The organism is Anaerosoma tenue (assembly GCF_023161965.1).
GTDB lineage: Bacteria > Actinomycetota > Coriobacteriia > Anaerosomatales > Anaerosomataceae > Anaerosoma > Anaerosoma tenue.
In genome coordinates this window covers 232,865-250,872 of sequence record NZ_JALNTY010000001.1, presented here as the reverse complement: position 1 = coordinate 250,872, position 18,008 = coordinate 232,865, and the positions used below count along the sequence as shown (strand labels likewise).

Annotated in this window: 20 protein-coding genes; all 20 read right to left on the bottom strand. The window is 69.3% G+C overall.

Annotated elements, in window-relative coordinates:
* Window positions 1-175 precede the first annotated feature (175 nt).
* Window positions 176-841: a riboflavin synthase gene (locus MSB02_RS01220; RefSeq protein WP_267193392.1), complete on the bottom strand. Its 666-nt coding sequence runs from the start codon at window positions 839-841 to the stop codon at window positions 176-178.
* Between the two features lie 32 nt (window positions 842-873).
* Entirely contained in the window at window positions 874-1,548 is a 675-nt protein-coding gene (gene rpe / locus MSB02_RS01215; protein WP_267193391.1) for a ribulose-phosphate 3-epimerase, read from the bottom strand.
* A 5-nt stretch (window positions 1,549-1,553) separates the two neighbouring features.
* Window positions 1,554-2,576, bottom strand: coding sequence for an NAD(P)H-dependent glycerol-3-phosphate dehydrogenase (locus MSB02_RS01210; protein WP_267193390.1), 1,023 nt, complete (start codon window positions 2,574-2,576; stop codon window positions 1,554-1,556).
* The gene (gene plsY / locus MSB02_RS01205) at window positions 2,573-3,253 is read right to left on the bottom strand and encodes a glycerol-3-phosphate 1-O-acyltransferase PlsY (protein ID WP_267193389.1); all 681 of its coding nucleotides are present in this window, start codon (window positions 3,251-3,253) and stop codon (window positions 2,573-2,575) included. The genes MSB02_RS01210 and plsY overlap by 4 nt, the downstream gene beginning before the upstream one ends.
* Window position 3,254: 1 nt before the next feature.
* Window positions 3,255-4,562 (bottom strand): ribosome biogenesis GTPase Der, encoded by a 1,308-nt coding sequence (gene der, locus MSB02_RS01200; RefSeq protein ID WP_267193388.1) that lies wholly within the window; start codon window positions 4,560-4,562, stop codon window positions 3,255-3,257.
* On the bottom strand, window positions 4,559-5,863 hold the full coding sequence (locus MSB02_RS01195) for a DUF512 domain-containing protein (RefSeq protein ID WP_267193387.1): 1,305 nt from the start codon (window positions 5,861-5,863) through the stop codon (window positions 4,559-4,561). Before MSB02_RS01195 ends, der begins: the two co-directional genes overlap by 4 nt.
* A 58-nt stretch (window positions 5,864-5,921) precedes the next feature.
* On the bottom strand, window positions 5,922-6,761 hold the full coding sequence (gene ispH, locus MSB02_RS01190; RefSeq protein ID WP_267193386.1) for a 4-hydroxy-3-methylbut-2-enyl diphosphate reductase: 840 nt from the start codon (window positions 6,759-6,761) through the stop codon (window positions 5,922-5,924).
* On the bottom strand, window positions 6,758-7,402 hold the full coding sequence (locus MSB02_RS01185) for a lysophospholipid acyltransferase family protein (protein ID WP_267193385.1): 645 nt from the start codon (window positions 7,400-7,402) through the stop codon (window positions 6,758-6,760). Before MSB02_RS01185 ends, ispH begins: the two co-directional genes overlap by 4 nt.
* Complete coding sequence (cmk, locus tag MSB02_RS01180; protein WP_267193384.1) at window positions 7,399-8,067, bottom strand: (d)CMP kinase; 669 nt, start codon at window positions 8,065-8,067, stop codon at window positions 7,399-7,401. Before cmk ends, MSB02_RS01185 begins: the two co-directional genes overlap by 4 nt.
* Before the next feature lie 45 nt (window positions 8,068-8,112).
* Complete coding sequence (gene aroA, locus MSB02_RS01175; RefSeq protein WP_267193383.1) at window positions 8,113-9,432, bottom strand: 3-phosphoshikimate 1-carboxyvinyltransferase; 1,320 nt, start codon at window positions 9,430-9,432, stop codon at window positions 8,113-8,115.
* 1 nt (window position 9,433) lies between these two features.
* Window positions 9,434-10,570, bottom strand: a complete 1,137-nt coding sequence (locus MSB02_RS01170) for a prephenate dehydrogenase/arogenate dehydrogenase family protein (protein ID WP_267193382.1) — start codon at window positions 10,568-10,570, stop codon at window positions 9,434-9,436.
* Window positions 10,567-11,592: a 3-deoxy-7-phosphoheptulonate synthase gene (aroF, locus tag MSB02_RS01165; RefSeq protein WP_267193381.1), complete on the bottom strand. Its 1,026-nt coding sequence runs from the start codon at window positions 11,590-11,592 to the stop codon at window positions 10,567-10,569. The genes MSB02_RS01170 and aroF overlap by 4 nt, the downstream gene beginning before the upstream one ends.
* Before the next feature lie 77 nt (window positions 11,593-11,669).
* Window positions 11,670-12,770, bottom strand: a complete 1,101-nt coding sequence (hisC, locus tag MSB02_RS01160) for a histidinol-phosphate transaminase (protein WP_267193380.1) — start codon at window positions 12,768-12,770, stop codon at window positions 11,670-11,672.
* A gap of 70 nt (window positions 12,771-12,840) precedes the next feature.
* Entirely contained in the window at window positions 12,841-13,428 is a 588-nt protein-coding gene (locus MSB02_RS01155) for a histidine phosphatase family protein (protein ID WP_267193379.1), read from the bottom strand.
* On the bottom strand, window positions 13,425-14,174 hold the full coding sequence (locus tag MSB02_RS01150) for an adenosylcobinamide-GDP ribazoletransferase (RefSeq protein WP_267193378.1): 750 nt from the start codon (window positions 14,172-14,174) through the stop codon (window positions 13,425-13,427). The genes MSB02_RS01155 and MSB02_RS01150 overlap by 4 nt, the downstream gene beginning before the upstream one ends.
* A 2-nt stretch (window positions 14,175-14,176) precedes the next feature.
* Complete coding sequence (cobT, locus tag MSB02_RS01145) at window positions 14,177-15,265, bottom strand: nicotinate-nucleotide--dimethylbenzimidazole phosphoribosyltransferase (protein ID WP_267194099.1); 1,089 nt, start codon at window positions 15,263-15,265, stop codon at window positions 14,177-14,179.
* Window positions 15,262-15,828 carry a bifunctional adenosylcobinamide kinase/adenosylcobinamide-phosphate guanylyltransferase gene (locus MSB02_RS01140; protein WP_267193377.1) on the bottom strand — a complete coding sequence of 189 codons (567 nt, stop codon included), beginning with the start codon at window positions 15,826-15,828 and terminating at the stop codon, window positions 15,262-15,264. The genes cobT and MSB02_RS01140 overlap by 4 nt, the downstream gene beginning before the upstream one ends.
* Entirely contained in the window at window positions 15,828-16,589 is a 762-nt protein-coding gene (locus MSB02_RS01135; RefSeq protein ID WP_267193376.1) for a pseudouridine synthase, read from the bottom strand. The genes MSB02_RS01140 and MSB02_RS01135 overlap by 1 nt, the downstream gene beginning before the upstream one ends.
* Window positions 16,564-17,265, bottom strand: coding sequence for an SMC-Scp complex subunit ScpB (scpB, locus tag MSB02_RS01130; protein ID WP_267193375.1), 702 nt, complete (start codon window positions 17,263-17,265; stop codon window positions 16,564-16,566). Before scpB ends, MSB02_RS01135 begins: the two co-directional genes overlap by 26 nt.
* The gene (locus MSB02_RS01125; protein ID WP_267193374.1) at window positions 17,262-18,005 is read right to left on the bottom strand and encodes a segregation and condensation protein A; all 744 of its coding nucleotides are present in this window, start codon (window positions 18,003-18,005) and stop codon (window positions 17,262-17,264) included. The genes scpB and MSB02_RS01125 overlap by 4 nt, the downstream gene beginning before the upstream one ends.
* Window positions 18,006-18,008 lie beyond the last annotated feature (3 nt).

Below are 18,008 nucleotides of genomic sequence, written 5' to 3'. Positions count from 1 at the left end.
GTGCGGCCGCTGACGGCTTTGCTATGGTGACGTTCCCTCCCGGATGACCTCCGGAGGTTGACACAGACGGTAATCCACGGTTGATAGCCACAGGGTGGTGAGAACCCACTGGATCGCCCCGCGGAACGCCCGGCACCGGAAACGGCGACCGGGCGTTCTCTTCTCCCCGATGCCCCTACCGGCCTCCTTCGGTGAACTCCCGCAACATCTCGCCGAGGCCGCGCCTGTGGCTCGAGGAGTCCGCCTCCCCGTGGTAGCCCGACACGAACCGCTCGATGTACTTGGCCAGCATATCCACCTCGAGGTTGGCGCCGCCGCCGATCGCCTTGTCCTTGAGCGTGGTCGACGACTCCACCTGCGGCACGACCGCCGCCGTGAAACCCCCGCCGCCCAGCTTGCCGACGGTCAACGAGATCCCGTCCACGGCGATCGAGCCCTTCTCGACCACGAAGCGCATGACCTCGGGCGGGGCCTGGAACTGGTACACGGTGAACTTGCCGGCCGGCTGTCGCATCTCGAGGTGTCCGATGCCGTCCACGTGACCTGCCACAAGATGGCCGGCAAGCCTGTCGGAGAGGCGCAGCGCGCGCTCGAGGTTGACCTTCTGGCCCTGCTCGAGAGTACCGAGCGTGGTGCCTCCCAGCGTATCCGCGTCGACATCGGTGAGGAACGCGCCCCTGATGAACTTGACGACCTTCACCTGTGCGCCGTCCACCGCGATCGAGTCGCCGATCTGCATGTCGCGACCGAACTCCGGCGCGTAGACCTCCAGGCGCATGCCGCCGCCCACGCGGTCTGCGCGCGTTATCACGCCCTCGCACTCGATCAGGCCTGTGAACATAGGTGGCACACGCTCCTCTCGCTGGACACGCTTCACACGCTGCGGGTCAGCGCGCTTCTCCGCAGCTCCGCAAGCGCCGCCGCCGGGTCGGGCTGCCCGAATATGGCGTTGCCGGCGACCAGCGTGTCGGCGCCCGCGTCGACGACCCGCGGCGCGGTGTGCGGGTCGATCCCGCCATCCACCTCGATCCGGGGCGACACCCCTGCATCCCTGCACATCCGTACGATCTCGCGGACCTTCGCTATCGAGGACTCGATGAACGACTGACCACCGAATCCGGGGTTCACGCTCATCACGAGCACCAGGTCCACATACGGCAGCACCTCGGCGATCGCGGATGCGGGCGTGCCCGGGTTCAGGGTGATGCCCGCCATCGCCCCGCCCTCTCTGATCGCGCAGAGCGTGCGGTGCGCGTGCACCGCGGCCTCGATGTGCACCGTCACGATGTCAGCGCCCGCGTCGACGTACCACCCGGCGGTGCGGTCGGGATCCTCCACCATGAGGTGGACGTCCAGCGGCTGTCGCGCCACCCGCTTCAGCTCACGCACGACGGGCGGGCCGATCGTGAGGTTGGGGACGAACCGCCCGTCCATCACGTCCACGTGTATCAGATCGGCGCCCGCATCTTCCACGAGCGCCACCGCCTCGGCCAGTCTGGTGAAGTCTGCCGAGAGGATCGACGGCGCGATGAACAGCTCGTGGCCCATGCGCCTCACTCCCCGTCCTCGACGAGGCCCATGCCGTGGAACTCGTCCACCGCCGCGCGGCCCATCAGGATCGATGCGGCCTCCGAGGCCATGTGGCCCTCGTACAGGATCGCGCGGACCTGGCGGGTGATCGGCATCTCGATCTCCAGCTTGGCAGCGAGGTCGTCGAGCGCCACAGCGCTCTTGGCGCCCTCCGCCACCATGTGCGTCTCCGCGGCGTAACTCTCCACGGTGCCGCCGCCGGCCACCCACTCGCCCAGACCGCGGTTGCGGCTGTGCCGCGAGGTGCACGTGACGATCAGGTCGCCCATGCCCGCAAGGCCCATGTAGGTCATCGGATTCGCGCCCAGGTGTGAACCCAGGCGGCTCATCTCGGCAAGTCCGCGCGTCATCAGCGTCGCCTTCGTGTTGTCGCCATAGCCGAGGCCGTCCACCATGCCAGCGGCCACCGCCACGACGTTCTTGGAGGCGCCGCACAACTCCACGCCCACCACGTCGGGGTTGGTGTACACCCTGAACGTCGGCGCCATGAAGAGGTCCTGGAACATGCGGCCCACCGACTCGTCGTAGGCCGCCACCACGGTGGCCGAGGGGACCCCCTTGGACACCTCTTCGGCGTGGTTGGGGCCCGACAGCGCGGCGAGACGCTCGCGGTTGCCGACGACCTCCTCGAGGATCTGCGTCATGCGCATGAGCGTGTTCTGCTCCACGCCCTTGGCGAGGTTGATCACCGGCACGTCGTCAGGAAGCGTCTGGCTCATCACTTCGGCCACACCACGCACGCCATGGCTCGGCGTGACCACGATGACGGCGCCCGCGCCATCGATCGCCTCGGCCAGGTCGGCGGTGGCGCTCACCGCAGGACCCAGCGTCACGTCACGCAGGAACATCGGGTTGTGGCCGTCGGCGTTCACGCCCTCGGCGATCTCCGGCTCGCGGGCCCAGAGCGTCACGTCCACGGATTTCTCTCCCAGAAGCCATGCAACGGCGGTGCCCCACGAGCCCGCGCCGATAACGGATACCTTCATCGCTTCTCACGCCCTTCGCGTCTGGCGGCCGACTTCATATCGTCCCACATACGGCGCCTGAAGGTGATCTTGTTCTCCTCACCACGCCTGATCCGGCCGATGTTGGATCGGTGCTTCCAGATCACATACGCGCCCGTGATGAACGCGAACACTGCGAACGCGTACCGGCCGGGGTACGCGATCAAGGATACAACGGGCAGCGCGGCCGCGATGACGATCGAGCCGAGCGACACGTACCGGGATATCGCCACCGTGAGCAAGAAGAGCACTATCATCACCAGCGCCACCCGCGGGGCAGCGACGATGATCGCCCCGGATGCGGTGGCCACACCCTTGCCGCCGCGGAAGCCGAGGAACGGCGAGAGCGTGTGACCGGCGATCGCCGCCATGGCGCCCAGCACCACGAGCGCATCCGCCCCGGCCGCGCTTGCGCCATCGGAGACGAGCAACATCGCGAGCCATACGCCGGCAGCGCCCTTGAGCGCATCGAGGAAGTACACGGTGAGACCGGGCGCCGTGCCGAAGACGCGGAGCACGTTGGTGGCGCCCGTGTTGCCGCTCCCGAAATCGCGGATGTCCGCATGCCAGAAGATGCGCACGATCAAGACCCCGAAGGGGATCGAGCCCACGAGATACGCGCCGAGCGCGGTGCCGAGTATCCGGAGTGCCGCCTCCACATCAGCCCTTCTGCCGGAACCGCAGCTTCACGGGCGTACCGGTGAGGTCGAACGCTTCGCGCAAGCGGTTCTCGAGATAGCGCTCATAGTTGGCGTCCACCATACGCGGGTGGTTCGCGAAGAACGTGAACACTGGTGGCCGCGTGCCCGTCTGGGTGGCGTACTTGAGACGCAGCATCTTGCCGCCCTTGGAGACCGTGTGTCCGGTGGCGCGGAGATCGGTGAGCAGACGGTTGAGGGCGCTCGTGGAGATCTCCTGCGCGTAGGCGTCGTAGATCGTGGACAACATCGGCAGCATCTTGTGGACGCCGGTGCCCTTGAGCGCGCTCACACGGAGCACCGGCGCGAAGCCGACGAATCCGAGCTTATCGGGGAGCCTCGCCACCAACTCCGTCTTCTCCTCTGGCGTCTCCAGCAGGTCCCACTTGTTGAGGGCGATCAGCAGCCCGCACCCGCGCTCCTCGGCGAACCTCGCCACCCGCTGATCCTGATCGGTCACGCCGGTGGCCACGTCCACCACCAGCACGGCCACGTCGGCACGGTCGATCGCGCGCATCGCCCGCACGAACCCGTAGTACTCCACCGACTCGTCGATACGGGACTTGCGCCGCAGGCCCGCAGTGTCCACCAGTCGGAACACCCGCCCGTCGCGCTCGAGCACCGTGTCGATGGCGTCGCGCGTTGTGCCGGCCACGTCGGACACGATGGCTCGCTCGACACCGAGCAGCTTGTTGTACAGCGACGACTTCCCGGCGTTCGGCTTGCCGATGATGGCCACCCCGATGGCGTCTTCTTCCTCAAGGACTTCTCGTTCGGGAAGGCTCTCCACGATCGCGTCGAGCAGGTCCCCGGAGCCATGCCCGTGCAGCGCCGAGACGGGCCACGGCTGACCGAGCCCGAGGCCCCAGAAGTCATGGATCGCCTCTTCGCGGCCAGGCGTGTCGAGCTTGTTCACCGCGAGGAACACCGGCACCTTCTCGCGTCGCAGAAGCGATGCGACCTCCTCGTCGCCGGGCGCGACGCCCACCGAGCCGTCAACGAGGAACACGACGACGTCGGCCTCGTGCGCCGCCACCACCGCCTGTTGACGGATCGACGCGCCGAACTCGTCGTCGCTTGTGAACTCGATGCCGCCGGTGTCTACCAGCATGAACTCGCGCCCGTTCCAGTCGGCGCGATGGTAGCTTCTGTCGCGGGTCACGCCGCTCGCCGCGTGCACGATGGCGTCCTGCGCCTGGATCATGCGGTTCACGAACGTCGACTTCCCGACGTTGGGTCGTCCGACAACCGCTACGATGGGGAGTGTCATGGGAGCGTCCGTCCTGTTCGGGTCGTGAGGGCCTGGGCCAGGGCGGCCCCATCGCTGCCGATGATCCGCACATCGCCGCCCGCCAGCCCCGCGAGCGAGGCCGCGGGCACGTCATCGAGCAGCAGCCCGTCGGAGTTTACTACAACGTCCGGCACCAGATACGTACCCCGTGCACCGTCGGACGCCACCGCCGAGGCGATATCATCTCCGCCGAGCAGCCCGGTCACCGACACGTTCCCGCCGAACAGCCTGTTCGGCACGGGCAGGACCCGCACCTCGCCGAAGCCGGCTTCGTGGAGCGACCGTTGTAGCACGGGCGCGAACAGCTCGCCGGTGACGACCGCGATGGAGTGGTCCTGCGCGGTCGACCGGTGACGGGCGACTTCCGTGGAAGCCGCCTCACCCAGCGCGCCGGCAAGCTCGGCCTTGAAGGCCACCACCATGCCGATACCGTTCTCGAACTGCGGGAAGCCGTCGTACTCGGCCACGCCGGGCATCTCGGTCCCCGCGGTGAGGTACAGCTCGTCGGCGGCATAGACCCACCCCACGCCCCTGTCCGCCCTCATACGTGTCTGGACGCCCTGTATGACCTCCAGCACCGCCCGGGCCCCTGTGGGCCCGTAGGAGGCCGAGAAACGCGTCTGGTGGCCGGTGTAGCCCATGGGCACGCACCCCACCGAGATCACGCCCTCGCGTGCGCCGAGATACCCGAGCGTCTCCAGCAGGACCTTCCCGTCATTGACTCCCGGAACCAACACTATCTGGACGTGGGCCTCGATGCCTGCGCCCAGCAAGTCGTCAAGGATCTCAAGTGCCCGGTCTTCCACCGTGGGACAGATCAACCGCCGACGGACCGCGGGGTCCACCGCGTGTACCGAGACATGCAGCGGCGACAGGTGTTGCGCCACGATGCGCGCCACGTCGTCTTCGTCGAGGTTCGTGAGCGTGATGAAGTTGCCCGAAAGGAACGACAGGCGGTAGTCGTCGTCGCGCACATACAGGGATCCCCGCAATCCTGCGGGGAGCTGCGACACGAAGCAGAAGGCGCACGCGTTCTCGCACTCACGGATGGCGTCGAAGACCGCCGAGGTGAACGACACGCCGAGCGGCTCGCCGCCCGTGCGCTCGACAGAGAGCGTCATGCCCGTGCCCTCACGCTCGACCAGGACGTCGAACGACGGCTCACCCGTGAGCCACATCCAGTCGACCAGGTCGCGAAGCGGCTGCCCGTCGACGGCAAGCACCACGTCGCCCGGACGGAGCCCGGCACGCGACGCCGGGCCGTCCTCCACCGCCGCCACGGGTGCACCGCGGCCTTCGGGCCCGGGCGCTGGATACCCGCGAGACATCCGTGGCTGGTCACTCATCGGCCGGAATGGACTCGATCGCCGCGATCACGCCCTGTATCTGCTCGTCGGGTGTGGAGGCTCCCGCGGTGACGCCTGCCACCGAGGCGCCGACGAACCACTCCGCGCGCAACTCCTCGGCCGTCTCGACGTGATGCGTGCGCAGGTTGCGGGCGCGGCAGATCTCGGCCAGGCGCGTGGTGTTCCCCGAGTTGTGGCCGCCCACCACGACGATCACGTCGACCTCACCCGCCAGCTCAGCGGCCGAGGTCTGACGCTTGGCCGTGGCGCTGCAGATGGTGTTGCACACTCGGATCTCGTTGACGCGGGGCAGCAGCTCGTCCACGACCTCGCGCAGGGTGGCGATCTGCTGGGTGGTCTGCACCACGACGCCGATGCGCCGGGACATGCGCGCGGGGAGGTCCGATGCGCGCTCCACGATCACCGCTTCGCCGCCGGCGTGCGCAAGTATGCCCTCCACCTCAGGGTGGTCCGACTCCCCCACGATCACCACCGCGTAGCCGGCCGCGGCGAGCTCGGCCGCGCAGGTGTGAGCCGCGCGCACGAACGGGCATGTGGCGTCCACCACGTCCAGGCCGCGCGACTCGGCCTCCGTGATGACCGCGGGATCCACGCCGTGTGAGCGGATCACCACCGTGCCGCGCGCGATCTCATCCAGCGAGCCGGCGACCGCCACACCCCGCTCCGTCAGCGCCGCCACCGCCTGCGGGTTGTGGATCAGCGGTCCGAGCGTGGAGACCTGTCCGCTCACGTCAGCCGCCTCACGGGCCATCTTGAGCGCCCGCTCGACGCCGTAGCAGACACCCGCATGACGCGCTACGACCACCTTCATGCGGCACTCCCTTCGCCGGGATCCAGCAGACGCGCGATCGCCGCCATCATCTGCGCCGTCACGGCCTCCACACGTTCCTTACGCCCCGCTTCCGGGGCAACGGCCTGGGGGTCTATCGGTTCACCCACCGTTATCCTCGTACGCACGAACCGGGGGAATCTCGAGCCGCGTGGCATCGCACGTTCCGTGCCGGAGAACCCGACCGGTACTATCGGCGTTCCCGCCCGGAGCGCGATGAACGCCGCCCCGCCATGCGCCTGCCCGAGCGCCTCGCCGCTTTCCATATCGCGGCGGCTTCCCTCGGGGAACACTCCCACGAGTTCGCCGGACCGGAGGAGTTCGGTGGCGGTGACGATCGCGGTGCGATCCGGCTCTCCCCGGTTCACCGGGAAGCCCCAGAACCGTGGGAGGAGCCACGCCACGATGCCGCGCTCGAACAGCTCGCGCTTGGCCATGAAGTGCACCTTCCTCGGCGAGGCGCACCAGAGAAGCACCGGGTCGAGATAGGACACGTGGTTGCCGGCGAGCAGCGCGCCGCCGGCGGGGATCCGCTCCGCCCCCTCCAGACGCGTACGGAACAGGAGAAGGACCAGTTTGCCGAACGTCGCGCGCACGAACGTGCCGAGCCCGTCGCCCTTCATCGCCGCTCCTCCACGAGGGCCTCGATCGCGTCGACCACCTGCTCCACCGTGAGACCTGTGGTGTCGAGCAGCGTGGCGTCCCCGGCCGCGGCGAGCGGACTCACCTCGCGCGACGAATCGTACTGGTCGCGACGCTCGAGCCGTGCCTGCACCTCGGCCTCGTCGACCTCCACGCCCTGACCCGCGAGGTCGATCCGTCTGCGGCGGGCACGCTCCTGCGCGGACGCCGTGAGGAAGACCTTCACCTCGGCCAGAGGGAACACCACGGTGCCGATGTCTCTGCCCTCGGCCACCACCTCGCGCCCGTCAGCGAGTTCCCGCTGTCGCGCGACGAGGGCCTCGCGTACGGCGGGCACCGCCGAGACCGCGCTCACGTTCGCGTCCACGTCAGGCGTGCGGACCGCGGTGGTCACGTCGTGGCCGGCGATGCGGACGACGTCGGCGATGGGGCCGTCGCTGAGATACTCGAACGAGACCGGGTTCTCCTCGGCCATGTGTGCCAGCGCCTCGGCGTCGCCGGTAGAGACGCCACGCTCGAGCGCGAGCCAGGTGACCGCGCGGTACATCGCGCCGGTGTCGAGATGGCGCACCCCGAGCCTCCGCGCCACGGCCTTGGCCACCGTGGATTTGCCGCTCGCCGCGGGGCCGTCTATCGCGATTATCACAGGCCTCTCCCGGTCCGGTGTCGGGCAAGGGGATTCTAGCACGCGTCAGACTTCCGCATCGCCGCGGACCAGACCCAGAAGGTCCTCAAGGAACCGCGGATACGAGACCCCTACGGCATCGAAGTCCTCGATGGTGGTGTCGCCTTCGGCGATCAGACCGGCCACCGCCCAGGTCATCGCGAGCCTATGGTCGCCACCTGACGTCAGCGTGGCGCCCGTGAGCGTAGACGGACCGGTGACCTCGAGCCAGTCGTCGCCCGCGGTCACCCGGGCGCCCAGCGCCGTGAGTCCGGCGCGCACCGCCTCGATGCGGTCGCTCTCCTTCACCCTGAGCTCGCCGACGCCCTCGAACCTCGTCGCTCCGGCGGCCTGCGAGGCAACCAGCGCGAGCACGGGGACCTCGTCGATCAGCGTGGGCACCACGTCGGCGCCCACGGTCACGCCGTGCAGCTCCGCGGCGCTCTGCACCACGATCGTCCCGACCGTCTCGTTGCCCATCGGCGGCAGGTCTTTCAGCGTTATGTTGGCGCCCATCTCGCGCAGCACCCCGATGAACCCGATCCGCGTGGGGTTGAGCGACACGTTGGGAAGCAGCACCTTGCTTCCCGGCAGCAGGGTTGCCGCCGCGATGCTGAACGCCGCCGAGGAGGGGTCGGCCGGTACGATCACCTGCGTGCCGGTGAGGGTTGCAGGGCCGTTCACACTCGCCGAGAGGCCCTCCCTGGCGACCTGTGCTCCGAAAGCGGGCGCCATGCGCTCCGTGTGGTCACGACTGGCGCGCGGCTCGGTCACCGTGGTGGCGCCCGTGGCGCGGAGCCCCGCGAGCAGCACGGCCGACTTCACCTGAGCGCTGGCCACGGGCGAGTCGTACGATATGGCGGTAAGCTCGCCGCCACGCACCCGCATGGGCAACGTGCCCTCCGCCGAGGTGGTCACCGTGGCTCCCATCTCGCGGAGCGGCGCGGCGATGCGCTCCATGGGTCTGGCGCTCAGCGACTCATCCCCGGTGAGCGTCACGTCGACCGGCCAGCCCGCCAGGACCCCCGCGAGCAGGCGCACGGTGGTGCCGGAGTTGCCGCAGTCGATGGGGCCGGACGGCTGCGCCGGACCGGCGTTCCCCCATCCGGTGACCTTCACCTGCAGGCCGCGCTCGTCGGCATGCACCGTCTCTATCGACGCGCCGAGAGCCTCGCATGCTGCGATGGTGGAGCGCACGTCCGCGCTGTCCAGCACGCCGATGAGGAACGACTCTCCCTCGGCCATAGCGGCCAGCAGCACCGCCCGGTGCGAGATGGACTTGTCGGTGGGCAGCCTGATCTCGCCGGACAGGCCCGCCTGTGCGTGCGTCACGGTCTCATCACCCATGCTACGCCTCCTCGAGTGGCGTGATGGAGGGGTCGAACCCGCGATCGCGCAGGTCGTCCATCAGCGCCTCGGCATTCCCTTCGTCGGTCAGCACCAGCCGCAGCATCGCGCTGTCCTCGGACCGGTGGTCGATCTCTATGTCCTCGATGTTGCAGCCGGCGCGGCTCACCGCTGTGGTCACGATACCCACCACGCCCGGCCGGTCGCTCACCGGCACCGTCAGTTCGCGGAGCCGCGAGGTGGCCGGCACCCACTGCGCCGGCAGCGACTTCCTCACCTCCGCAGGCGCCGTGAGCCACGCGCGCACGCCCGCCTCGTCCCCTGCGTCGAGCGACCGTCTGAAGCCGTCGAGCACCGCCGACAGCCGGACGATCCCCGACGACAGCGCCGAGGCGTTATCCATGCAGATGCCGGTCCAGAGCTCGGGACTGCCCGCCGCGATGCGCGTCATGTCCTTGAAGCCGCCCGCCCCGAGCCGCAGAAGGTCTGCCCCCACCTCGGCGGCGCGGATGCTGGCCAGCTCCACCAGCGCGGCCGCGGTCACGTGCGGCACGTGGCTCACCACGGCCACCGCCTCGTCGTGGTCCCGCGCATCGATCGATATGACACGCGCGCCAAGACCGGTCACGAACTCGTGCACCGTCTTGAACGCCGCCATGTCGGTGACGCCGGTGGGCGTGAGCACGTAGTACGCGCCGTCGAAGAGCGTTGCCGAGGCGGCCCCCACCCCGCTGCGCTCGGAACCCGCCATCGGGTGCCCGCCCACGAACCGGTACCCCGCGCCGTCTTCGATCGCGCGGCCCGCGGCGGCCACCACGGCGCTCTTGGTGGACGCCACATCGGTGACGATGCCGTCGTAGCCGAGACGCCCCAGCGAGGCCAGCAGCCGGACGGTCACCGGCACGGGGGTGGCAAGCACCACCAGATCCGCCGCTCCCGGGCCGAACCATCCCGCTTCCGCCGCGTCGGTCGTGGAGAGCGCCTCGTCGGCCACGCCCTCACGAAGCGCGAAGGAGAGCGTGTCGGGATCCTCGTCTACCGCGCGTACCATCAAGTCGGCGTCTGCGCGCCTGGCCGCAAGAGCCACCGACCCGCCGATGAGACCCAGACCCGCCACGGTCAGGCGCCGTACGCTCACGCGTCCACCCCCAGGCTCTTGTGCTCGAGCGCAAGACGGGGCCGGAGGTCGTCCATAAGCGATGCGAACCCGTCCGGGGTGAGAGACTGAGGGCCATCGCACCGTGCCCGCTCGGGATCCGGGTGCACTTCGATCATCAGCCCGTCGGCGCCAGCCGCCACAGCCGCACGCGACATGGGCGCCACAAGCTCGCGCCGTCCGCTCGCATGCGAAGGATCGGCGATCACCGGGAGATGCGTGAGCGTCTTGAGCGCGGAGACCGCACCCAGATCGAGCGTGTTGCGCGTGTACGTCTCGAACGTGCGGATGCCCCGCTCGCACAGGATCACGTCGCGGTTGCCGCCCTTCAGCACGTACTCGGCCGCGGAGAGCAGCTCCTCGATCGTGGCCGAGAGACCCCGCTTCAGCAGCACGGGCCGCTTCATCGTTCCCAGCTCGTCGAGCATCATGAAATTCTGCATGTTACGAGCGCCCACCTGGAGAACGTCCGCGTATTCGGCCACAGTACCGGCGTCCCGGACGTCGAGCACCTCGGTGACCACCGGCAGCCCCACCTCGTCACCTGCGATGCGGAGAAGCTTCAGGCCCTCCACGCCCATGCCCTGGAACGCGTACGGGCTCGTGCGCGGCTTGTACGCCCCGCCACGCAGCATGGTCGCCCCGGCGGCCTTGACCGCGCGAGCGGTGGCCACCATCTGCTCTTCGGACTCGATGGAGCACGGTCCGGCTATCACGCCGAACGCGCCACCGCCGATGGACGAGGACCCCACGCGCACCACGGTGTCCTCGGCCTGGAAGTCACGGCTGACGAGCTTGAACGGCTTCAGTACCCGGATGACCTGCTCCACGCCGGGCAGGCCCTCGAAGTCGAGCGTGTAGATGACCTCGCGGTCGCCGATCACGCCGATGATCGTCTTGACCTCGCCCTGCGACAGATGCGCTTCGGCGCCGGCCTCCGTGAGCAGGTCGACCACGTGCTGCACGTCTTCGGCGCGAGCGTGGTCCTTCATCACCACGAGCATGTCGAATCACCCTCTCATGCGCGCTTCCGCGCGGATCGTGACGGACGTCTCCGCGGCCGTCACGTGCCCTGGCTGCGTTACACGCTTCCCAGGCGGGCGATGACCGCTTCGAACGCTTCGATCGTGCGGCGTGACTCCTCAGGCGTGCCCACGCCCACACGCAGTGCGGGCGTGGTGCCGAACGCTCGCACGATCACCCCCTCGGCGAGGAGGCCCTCGAACACTTCGACCGGCCGCTCCGTCCGGATCCAGACGAAGTTCGTCTCCGACGGCACCCACTCGATGCCGAGCCGATCGAAGCCCGAATACAGGTAGGTCTTCTGTTCTTGGTTCTCGCGGCGGCGGCGCTCCACCTCGGCCTGGTCGTCGAGCGAGGCTAGCGCCCCGGCCTGCGCCACCGAGTTGACGTCGAACGGCTCACGGATGCAGTCGATCGCGTGCCGCAACGGCTCGGGCACGAAGCCGTAGCCCACCCGTAGCCCGGCGAGCGAGTAGATCTTGGAGAACGTGCGGAGCACCACGATCGGCCGCTCGCCGTCGAAGTATGCGAGACCGTCAGGGTATGCGGCGTCGGCGACGAACTCGAAGTACGCCTCGTCGAGCACGAGGAGCACGTGCTCGGGCACCCGGTCCAGGAACGCGTCGAACGCCTCCCGCGTGTAGATCGTGCCCGTGGGGTTGTTGGGATTGCAGAGGAACACCAGCCGCGTGCGGTCGGTGACGGCGGCGAGCATCGCGTCGAGGTCGTAGTGCGCACCGCCCACGAGCGGCACGGGCACCTTGGTGGCGCCGAACATCTGCGTGACGGTGGGGTACACGATGAACGACGGCCAGGGGTAGACCACCTCGTCGCCGGGCCGAAGCACCGCCTGCGCGATCAAACGCAGGATCTCGTTGCTGCCGTTACCGGCAACGATGCGTTCGACCGGCACGCCATGGATGGCCGAGAGCTTCTCGCGCAACGCCAGGCTCGCTCCCTCGGGATACCGGTTCACGCCGCGGAGCTCGCGCTCCATCGCTTCGATGGCCGAGGGGAACGGTCCGTACGGGCTCTCGTTGCTCGACAGCTTGCAGATGTCGTCGCGACCCGAGCGCTCGCGTACCTGCTCTTCACGCAGACCGGGAGCGTAGGGCACCAAGCCCTCGATCTCGTCACGGATCATGCGGTCCCAGTCCACGCCACCACTCCCTCTAAGATGTGCCGAGCATTGTCCCGCAGCCGCCGCAGCGAGGCAAGCCCGCGAAGCCCTACTCCGCGGGCGGCCGCAGCTCGGCCAGCGCCGCGTGGTCACCTGTGAAGCGGACCACCGCGACCGCCGCGTTGGGAACGTGCAGCCGCCACCCTGCCTCCGGCGGCAGGTCGAGCCACAGCGTGAGCAGCCGCCGCATCACGCCGGCATGGGTGACCACCGCCGTCCGTCCACGCCCGTCCACGATGGCCGCCGAGGCGCGGGCCACCCGCTCCCCGAACACCTCCACGGCCTCCCCTCCCCGCGCGACGGGACCGGGACCGAGGCGTGTGATCGGGATGCCTCGCGCCTCGATCTCCTCCCACGTGAGCCCCTCGGCCTCACCGAAGTCCAGCTCCCGGAGGTCATCGAGGACCGTGGTGAGGGCTCCTGCGGGGTCTGCCGCCTCGGCCACCGCACGCGCCCGTAGCAGCGGAGACACGTAGAGCGCCGCCGGAGCCCACGCCTCGATCCGAGCGGCGAGCGCGTCACGCTGCTGCGCGCCACGCAGGGTGTACGGTGAGTCGCCCGAGCCCACGAACCGCAGCTCCCGGTTGGCAACCGTCTCCGGATGGCGCGCCACCAGGATCTCGCGGACCACGCTCACAGCGGACCACCCACCAGCGCGCCGACGAGCAGCACGGCGGTCTCGGTGAGCAGGATGCTCGCGCCGAGGACGTCGCCCGTGACACCGCCGAACCGCCGGACGAACGGTTCGGGGGCGAAGAAGGCGACCAGCACACCGCCGAAGGTGCCGAGCGTGAGCAAGGGCTCGGGGCGTCCCGTCCAGGCCACTAGCGGCAGCGCCTGCACCACCAGCAGCACGAGGGCCGCCGCCGACACGCGTCCCGCGTATCGCGCGCCAAGTCCGTCGGGACGCGCCGGCGCACGAAGACCGAGCGCGAACGAGGCGCCAAGACGCCCCAGCACCGGCGCCGCCGCAAGCGCCCACAGCGAGCCGCTCTCCACGATGACCGCGATGGCCGTGACCTGCAGGAGTGCCACCAACACCACCGCTACCACCCCGAACGCGCCGATGCCGCTGGCCTTCATGGCCGCAAGCGCCCGCTCGGCCCCGCCGCGCACGCCGAGCCCGTCCGCGCAGTCAGCGAGGCCATCCCAGTGCAGCAACCCCGAGAGGAGCGCGCTGGCGCTCACGATCACGGTCGCCGTCAGCAACGCACCGAGCCCGTCAGAGAGACCCGCCTCGCCCGCGCCCCACGCCAACACGAGCGACACGCCGGCGAAGAAGTAACCCACCAGCGGGAAGTACCGCGACGCGCCGATGCCCTCGGTGCGACCCACCGGGATCACCGTGAGCAGGCGGAACGCCGTGAGTACGTCCCGGAGCACGGCTAGGAGTCCGACCTGCCGGACACACCGGCCTCCTCGAAGGTGGCCATGCCGTTCATCATCGCGCACGCCGCGCCCATCACGCCGATGCCGAGCGCCGCGCCCGTCCCCTCCCCGAGCCGCATGTCGAGGTGGAGGAACGGCGAGAGCTGCAGCGGCACGAGCGTGACGCTGTGGCCCGGTTCGCGGGAGGTGTGGGAACCGAAGCTGTAATGCCGCGAGGCCGGGCACAGACTCATCGCGGCAAGGGCCGCCGCCGCCGAGATGAACCCGTCTGCGACAACGCACACCCGCGCTGCGGCGCCACCGACGAACACGCCCGCCATGGCCGCGATCTCAAGCCCGCCAAGCGCGGCGAGCGTGCCGAAGGGGTCGTCGTGCCGCGGTGGATGGAGCCTCAGGGCGTCTCCCACCACGACCATCTTGCGCTGCAGCGTCGCGTCGTCAACGCCGGTCCCTCGCCCGACCACGCGGCTCACGGGGACCTCGGTGTACGCCGCGGCGAGCGCGGACGCCGCCGTCGTGTTCCCGATACCCATCTCCCCCGTGCCGATGACCTTGACGCCGTCGTCCGCGAGGGCACGGGCCAACTCGGCCCCGGCCATGAACGCCGCGGCAGCCTCCTCGCGCGTCATCGCGGGCTCCACGACCATGTTGCGCGTGCCGGGCCGCACCTTCGCCTGCAGCACGCCCTCAAGCGCACTCGTGTCCGAGGCCACACCCACATCGACCACCACGAGCCGCGCGCCCACATGTGCGGCAAGCTGGTTGATGGCCGCCCCGCCCGACGCGAAGTTGGCCACCATCTGCGCCGTGACGTCCGTCGACCATGCCGAGACACCCTCGGCCACCACACCGTGATCGGCCGCGAACACGGTGATCGCCGACGGACAGCATGTGGGCCGGTCGGTCTCTTGCACAGCTGCTATACGCGCGGCCAGGACCTCGAGCTCGCCCAGGCTGCGCGGCGGTTTCGTGAGCGAGTCGAGCCGTTGCCAGGCACGTTCCTCGGCCCCTTCAGAAGGCGGACGCACATCCGCACACAGCTCGTGCACCGCCTGTTCGAGAGGTCCCTGGCGACTCTCCGTCATCTCGGCCACTCCGCCTCCTTTGGCAGCGATCGCAGATCAACGCACCGCCCGGCCACGACCAGCACCGCTACATCGGCCGCGTCGGCGAGCTGCCGCGTCGCACGTCCCATCACATCCCTGAACAACCGTCCGGCAGGTGACGCCGGCACTACGCCCCACCCGGTCTCGTTGGAGACCACTACCGTGTCACCGGCACGCGCCACCAGCGCCTTCACGAGCGCGTCGGCCCGCGACCCCACCTCGCGCTCCGCACGGGCCGAGACGGTCTCCGCCGCGGGGTCCACCAACTCGGCCACGGCTTGCCCGAGCACCGTGCCGAGACAGTCCACCAGCAGGCAGACGTCGTCGGGGACCTCGGCCACCCATCCAGACGACGTCGTGACCTCCATCACGCGCACGCTGTCGGACCTGTCCGCAAGATGGCGTTCGATCCGCCGGGCCATTTCTTCGTCGTCCGGACGCCCACCGGCCGCGACCATCATCTCGCGCCCGCTCTGCGCCGCGAGCCGCAGGGCCACGCCCGACTTGCCGCTCCGTACCGGTCCCGTCACGAGCGCCAGCATCAGCGTCCTCCCGTCGCCGACGCGCGGAGCGCCTCCACCTCGGACGGGTCGAGCCGCCGCACGGCGCCTTCGGGAAGGTCGCCGAGCGTCAGCGGTCCGTACGCGATCCGCGAAAGCGCGATCACAGGGTGTCCCACTGCCGACAGCATGCGGCGCACCTGCCGCTTGCGGCCCTCACGCAGCGTGAGCTGCACGGCGGCGGTACGCTCGCGGCGCTCAAGGACACGCGCCTCGGCGGGTGATGTGAGGCCGTCGTCGAGGAGCACCCCCTCGCGGAGGCGCCGGAGGTCGCTCTCGGCGGGCACGCCGTCGACGACCGCGTGGTAGACCTTGGGCACGTGATGCCGCGGGTGCATCAGCAGATGCGCGAGCTCGCCGTCGTTGGTGAGCAGCAGGAGGCCGGTGGTCGTGTAGTCGAGACGCCCCACCGGGAACACGCGCGGCAGCCCGGACGGCAGGAAACGCATCACGGTGGGACGGCCCTGCGGGTCGTCGAGCGTGGTCATCACGCCCATCGGCTTGTTGAGCATGAGGTACTCGAGCTCCGCCGGAGGCTCCACCAGCAGCCCGTCCACGCGGACCTCGTCCACGCGGGGCACCACCTTCGTGCCGGGCTCGTGGATCACCGTGCCGTTGACGCTCACACGACCCCCGGCCACGAGCTCCTCCGATGCACGGCGCGAGGCTATGCCCGAGCGCGCCAGGTACTTCGCGATGCGTTCGGGCTCTCCGGCCTCACTCGGCTTCTGTGGGTCCGCCACCATCATCCCCGCCGATCGTGCCCTCGTCGTCGTCACCATCATCAACGGTCGGAGCCTCATCGTCTCCGGCGCCGTCGAGATCGTCGTCCATGTCGAGCATGCTTCCGTCGAGCGCGTTCAGGCGCTCGCGTATCGCCCGCTCGGTCTCAGGGTCTGGCGCGAACTCCTCCAGCGGCGGAAGCTCGCTCAGGTCTTTGAGGCCGAACCGCTCCAGGAAGGTACGCGTGGTGCCGTAGAGGATCGCGTTTCCGGCGCTCCGGTCGCGGCCCGCTTCACGCACCAGCCCCTTCTCGATGAGCGACGAGATCACGGCCTCGCTGTTCACACCGCGCACGGCGTTGACTCCCTGACGGCTCACCGGCTGGTGGTACGCGATCACGGCAAGCGCCTCGAGCGCAGCCTGTGAAAGGCGTCTCGTGTCCCAGGAGAGCACGTACTCCTCGACCTGCGGGTGGTATGCGGGATGCGTGTACATCCGCCAGCCGCCGGCGACCTCGCGCAACTGGAACCCGCGCCCCTCCTCGGCGAATTCGGCTGCGAGCTCCTTCAGCGCAGCCTCCACGGCCGGCTGCTTCAGCTCGAGCACGTTCGCAAGGCGCGAGACCGGCACCGGTTCATCCGAGACGAACAGCAGCGCCTCGAGCGCGCCCTTGAGTTCCGCGTTCTCACGGCTCACGCGTCATCACCGACCCCTACTATCTCTATGTCCTCGAACAGGTCCTCCTGCTCCAGCGTGAGCAGACCCTGCTTGTACAGCTCCAGGATGGCCAGGAACGTCACCACGAGCTCCTCGACCGTGGCGTTCCTCGAGACCAACTGCCGGAACGACGAGCGCTTACGCGCTCTGATCTGCCGCGCCACGCTCTCCACATGCAACTCGAGACTGATCGGCGCGGCTGCCACGTGGTCGGCCTCCAGGAGGAAGACCTCGCGTTTGTGTACCAGGTCGGCGCAGAGCACCGCGAGCCCGTGGAGCGTGATGCCCTCGAGATAGTCGGGCATGAGGTGCAGGAACGGCTGCTCAAGACCAGCCGCCCGCGGGTGCATCAACGCCTCCGACTCGTGACGGCCCCAGAGCTCGCCTGCGGCGTTCTTGAACTGCTTGTACGCCAGCAGACGGGCCACAAGAAGCTCACGCGCCTCCTCGGGCGTCATGTCCTCGAACTCTACGAGCTCGACAGGCTCATCACGCGGCAGGAGCGAGGCTGCCTTGATCTCGAGCAGCGTGGCGGCCACCACCAGGAAGTCGCTCGCCACGTCCAGATCCAGGTCTTGCATGCGCTCGACCTCGGCCAGGTACTGGTCGGCGATCTCGGTGATCGAGAGCTCCGCGATATCCACCTTCTGCTTCGCCACCAGCTGCAGCAGCAGGTCGAACGGCCCCTCGAAGCCTTCTGTCCTGACCCGGTACGACACTCC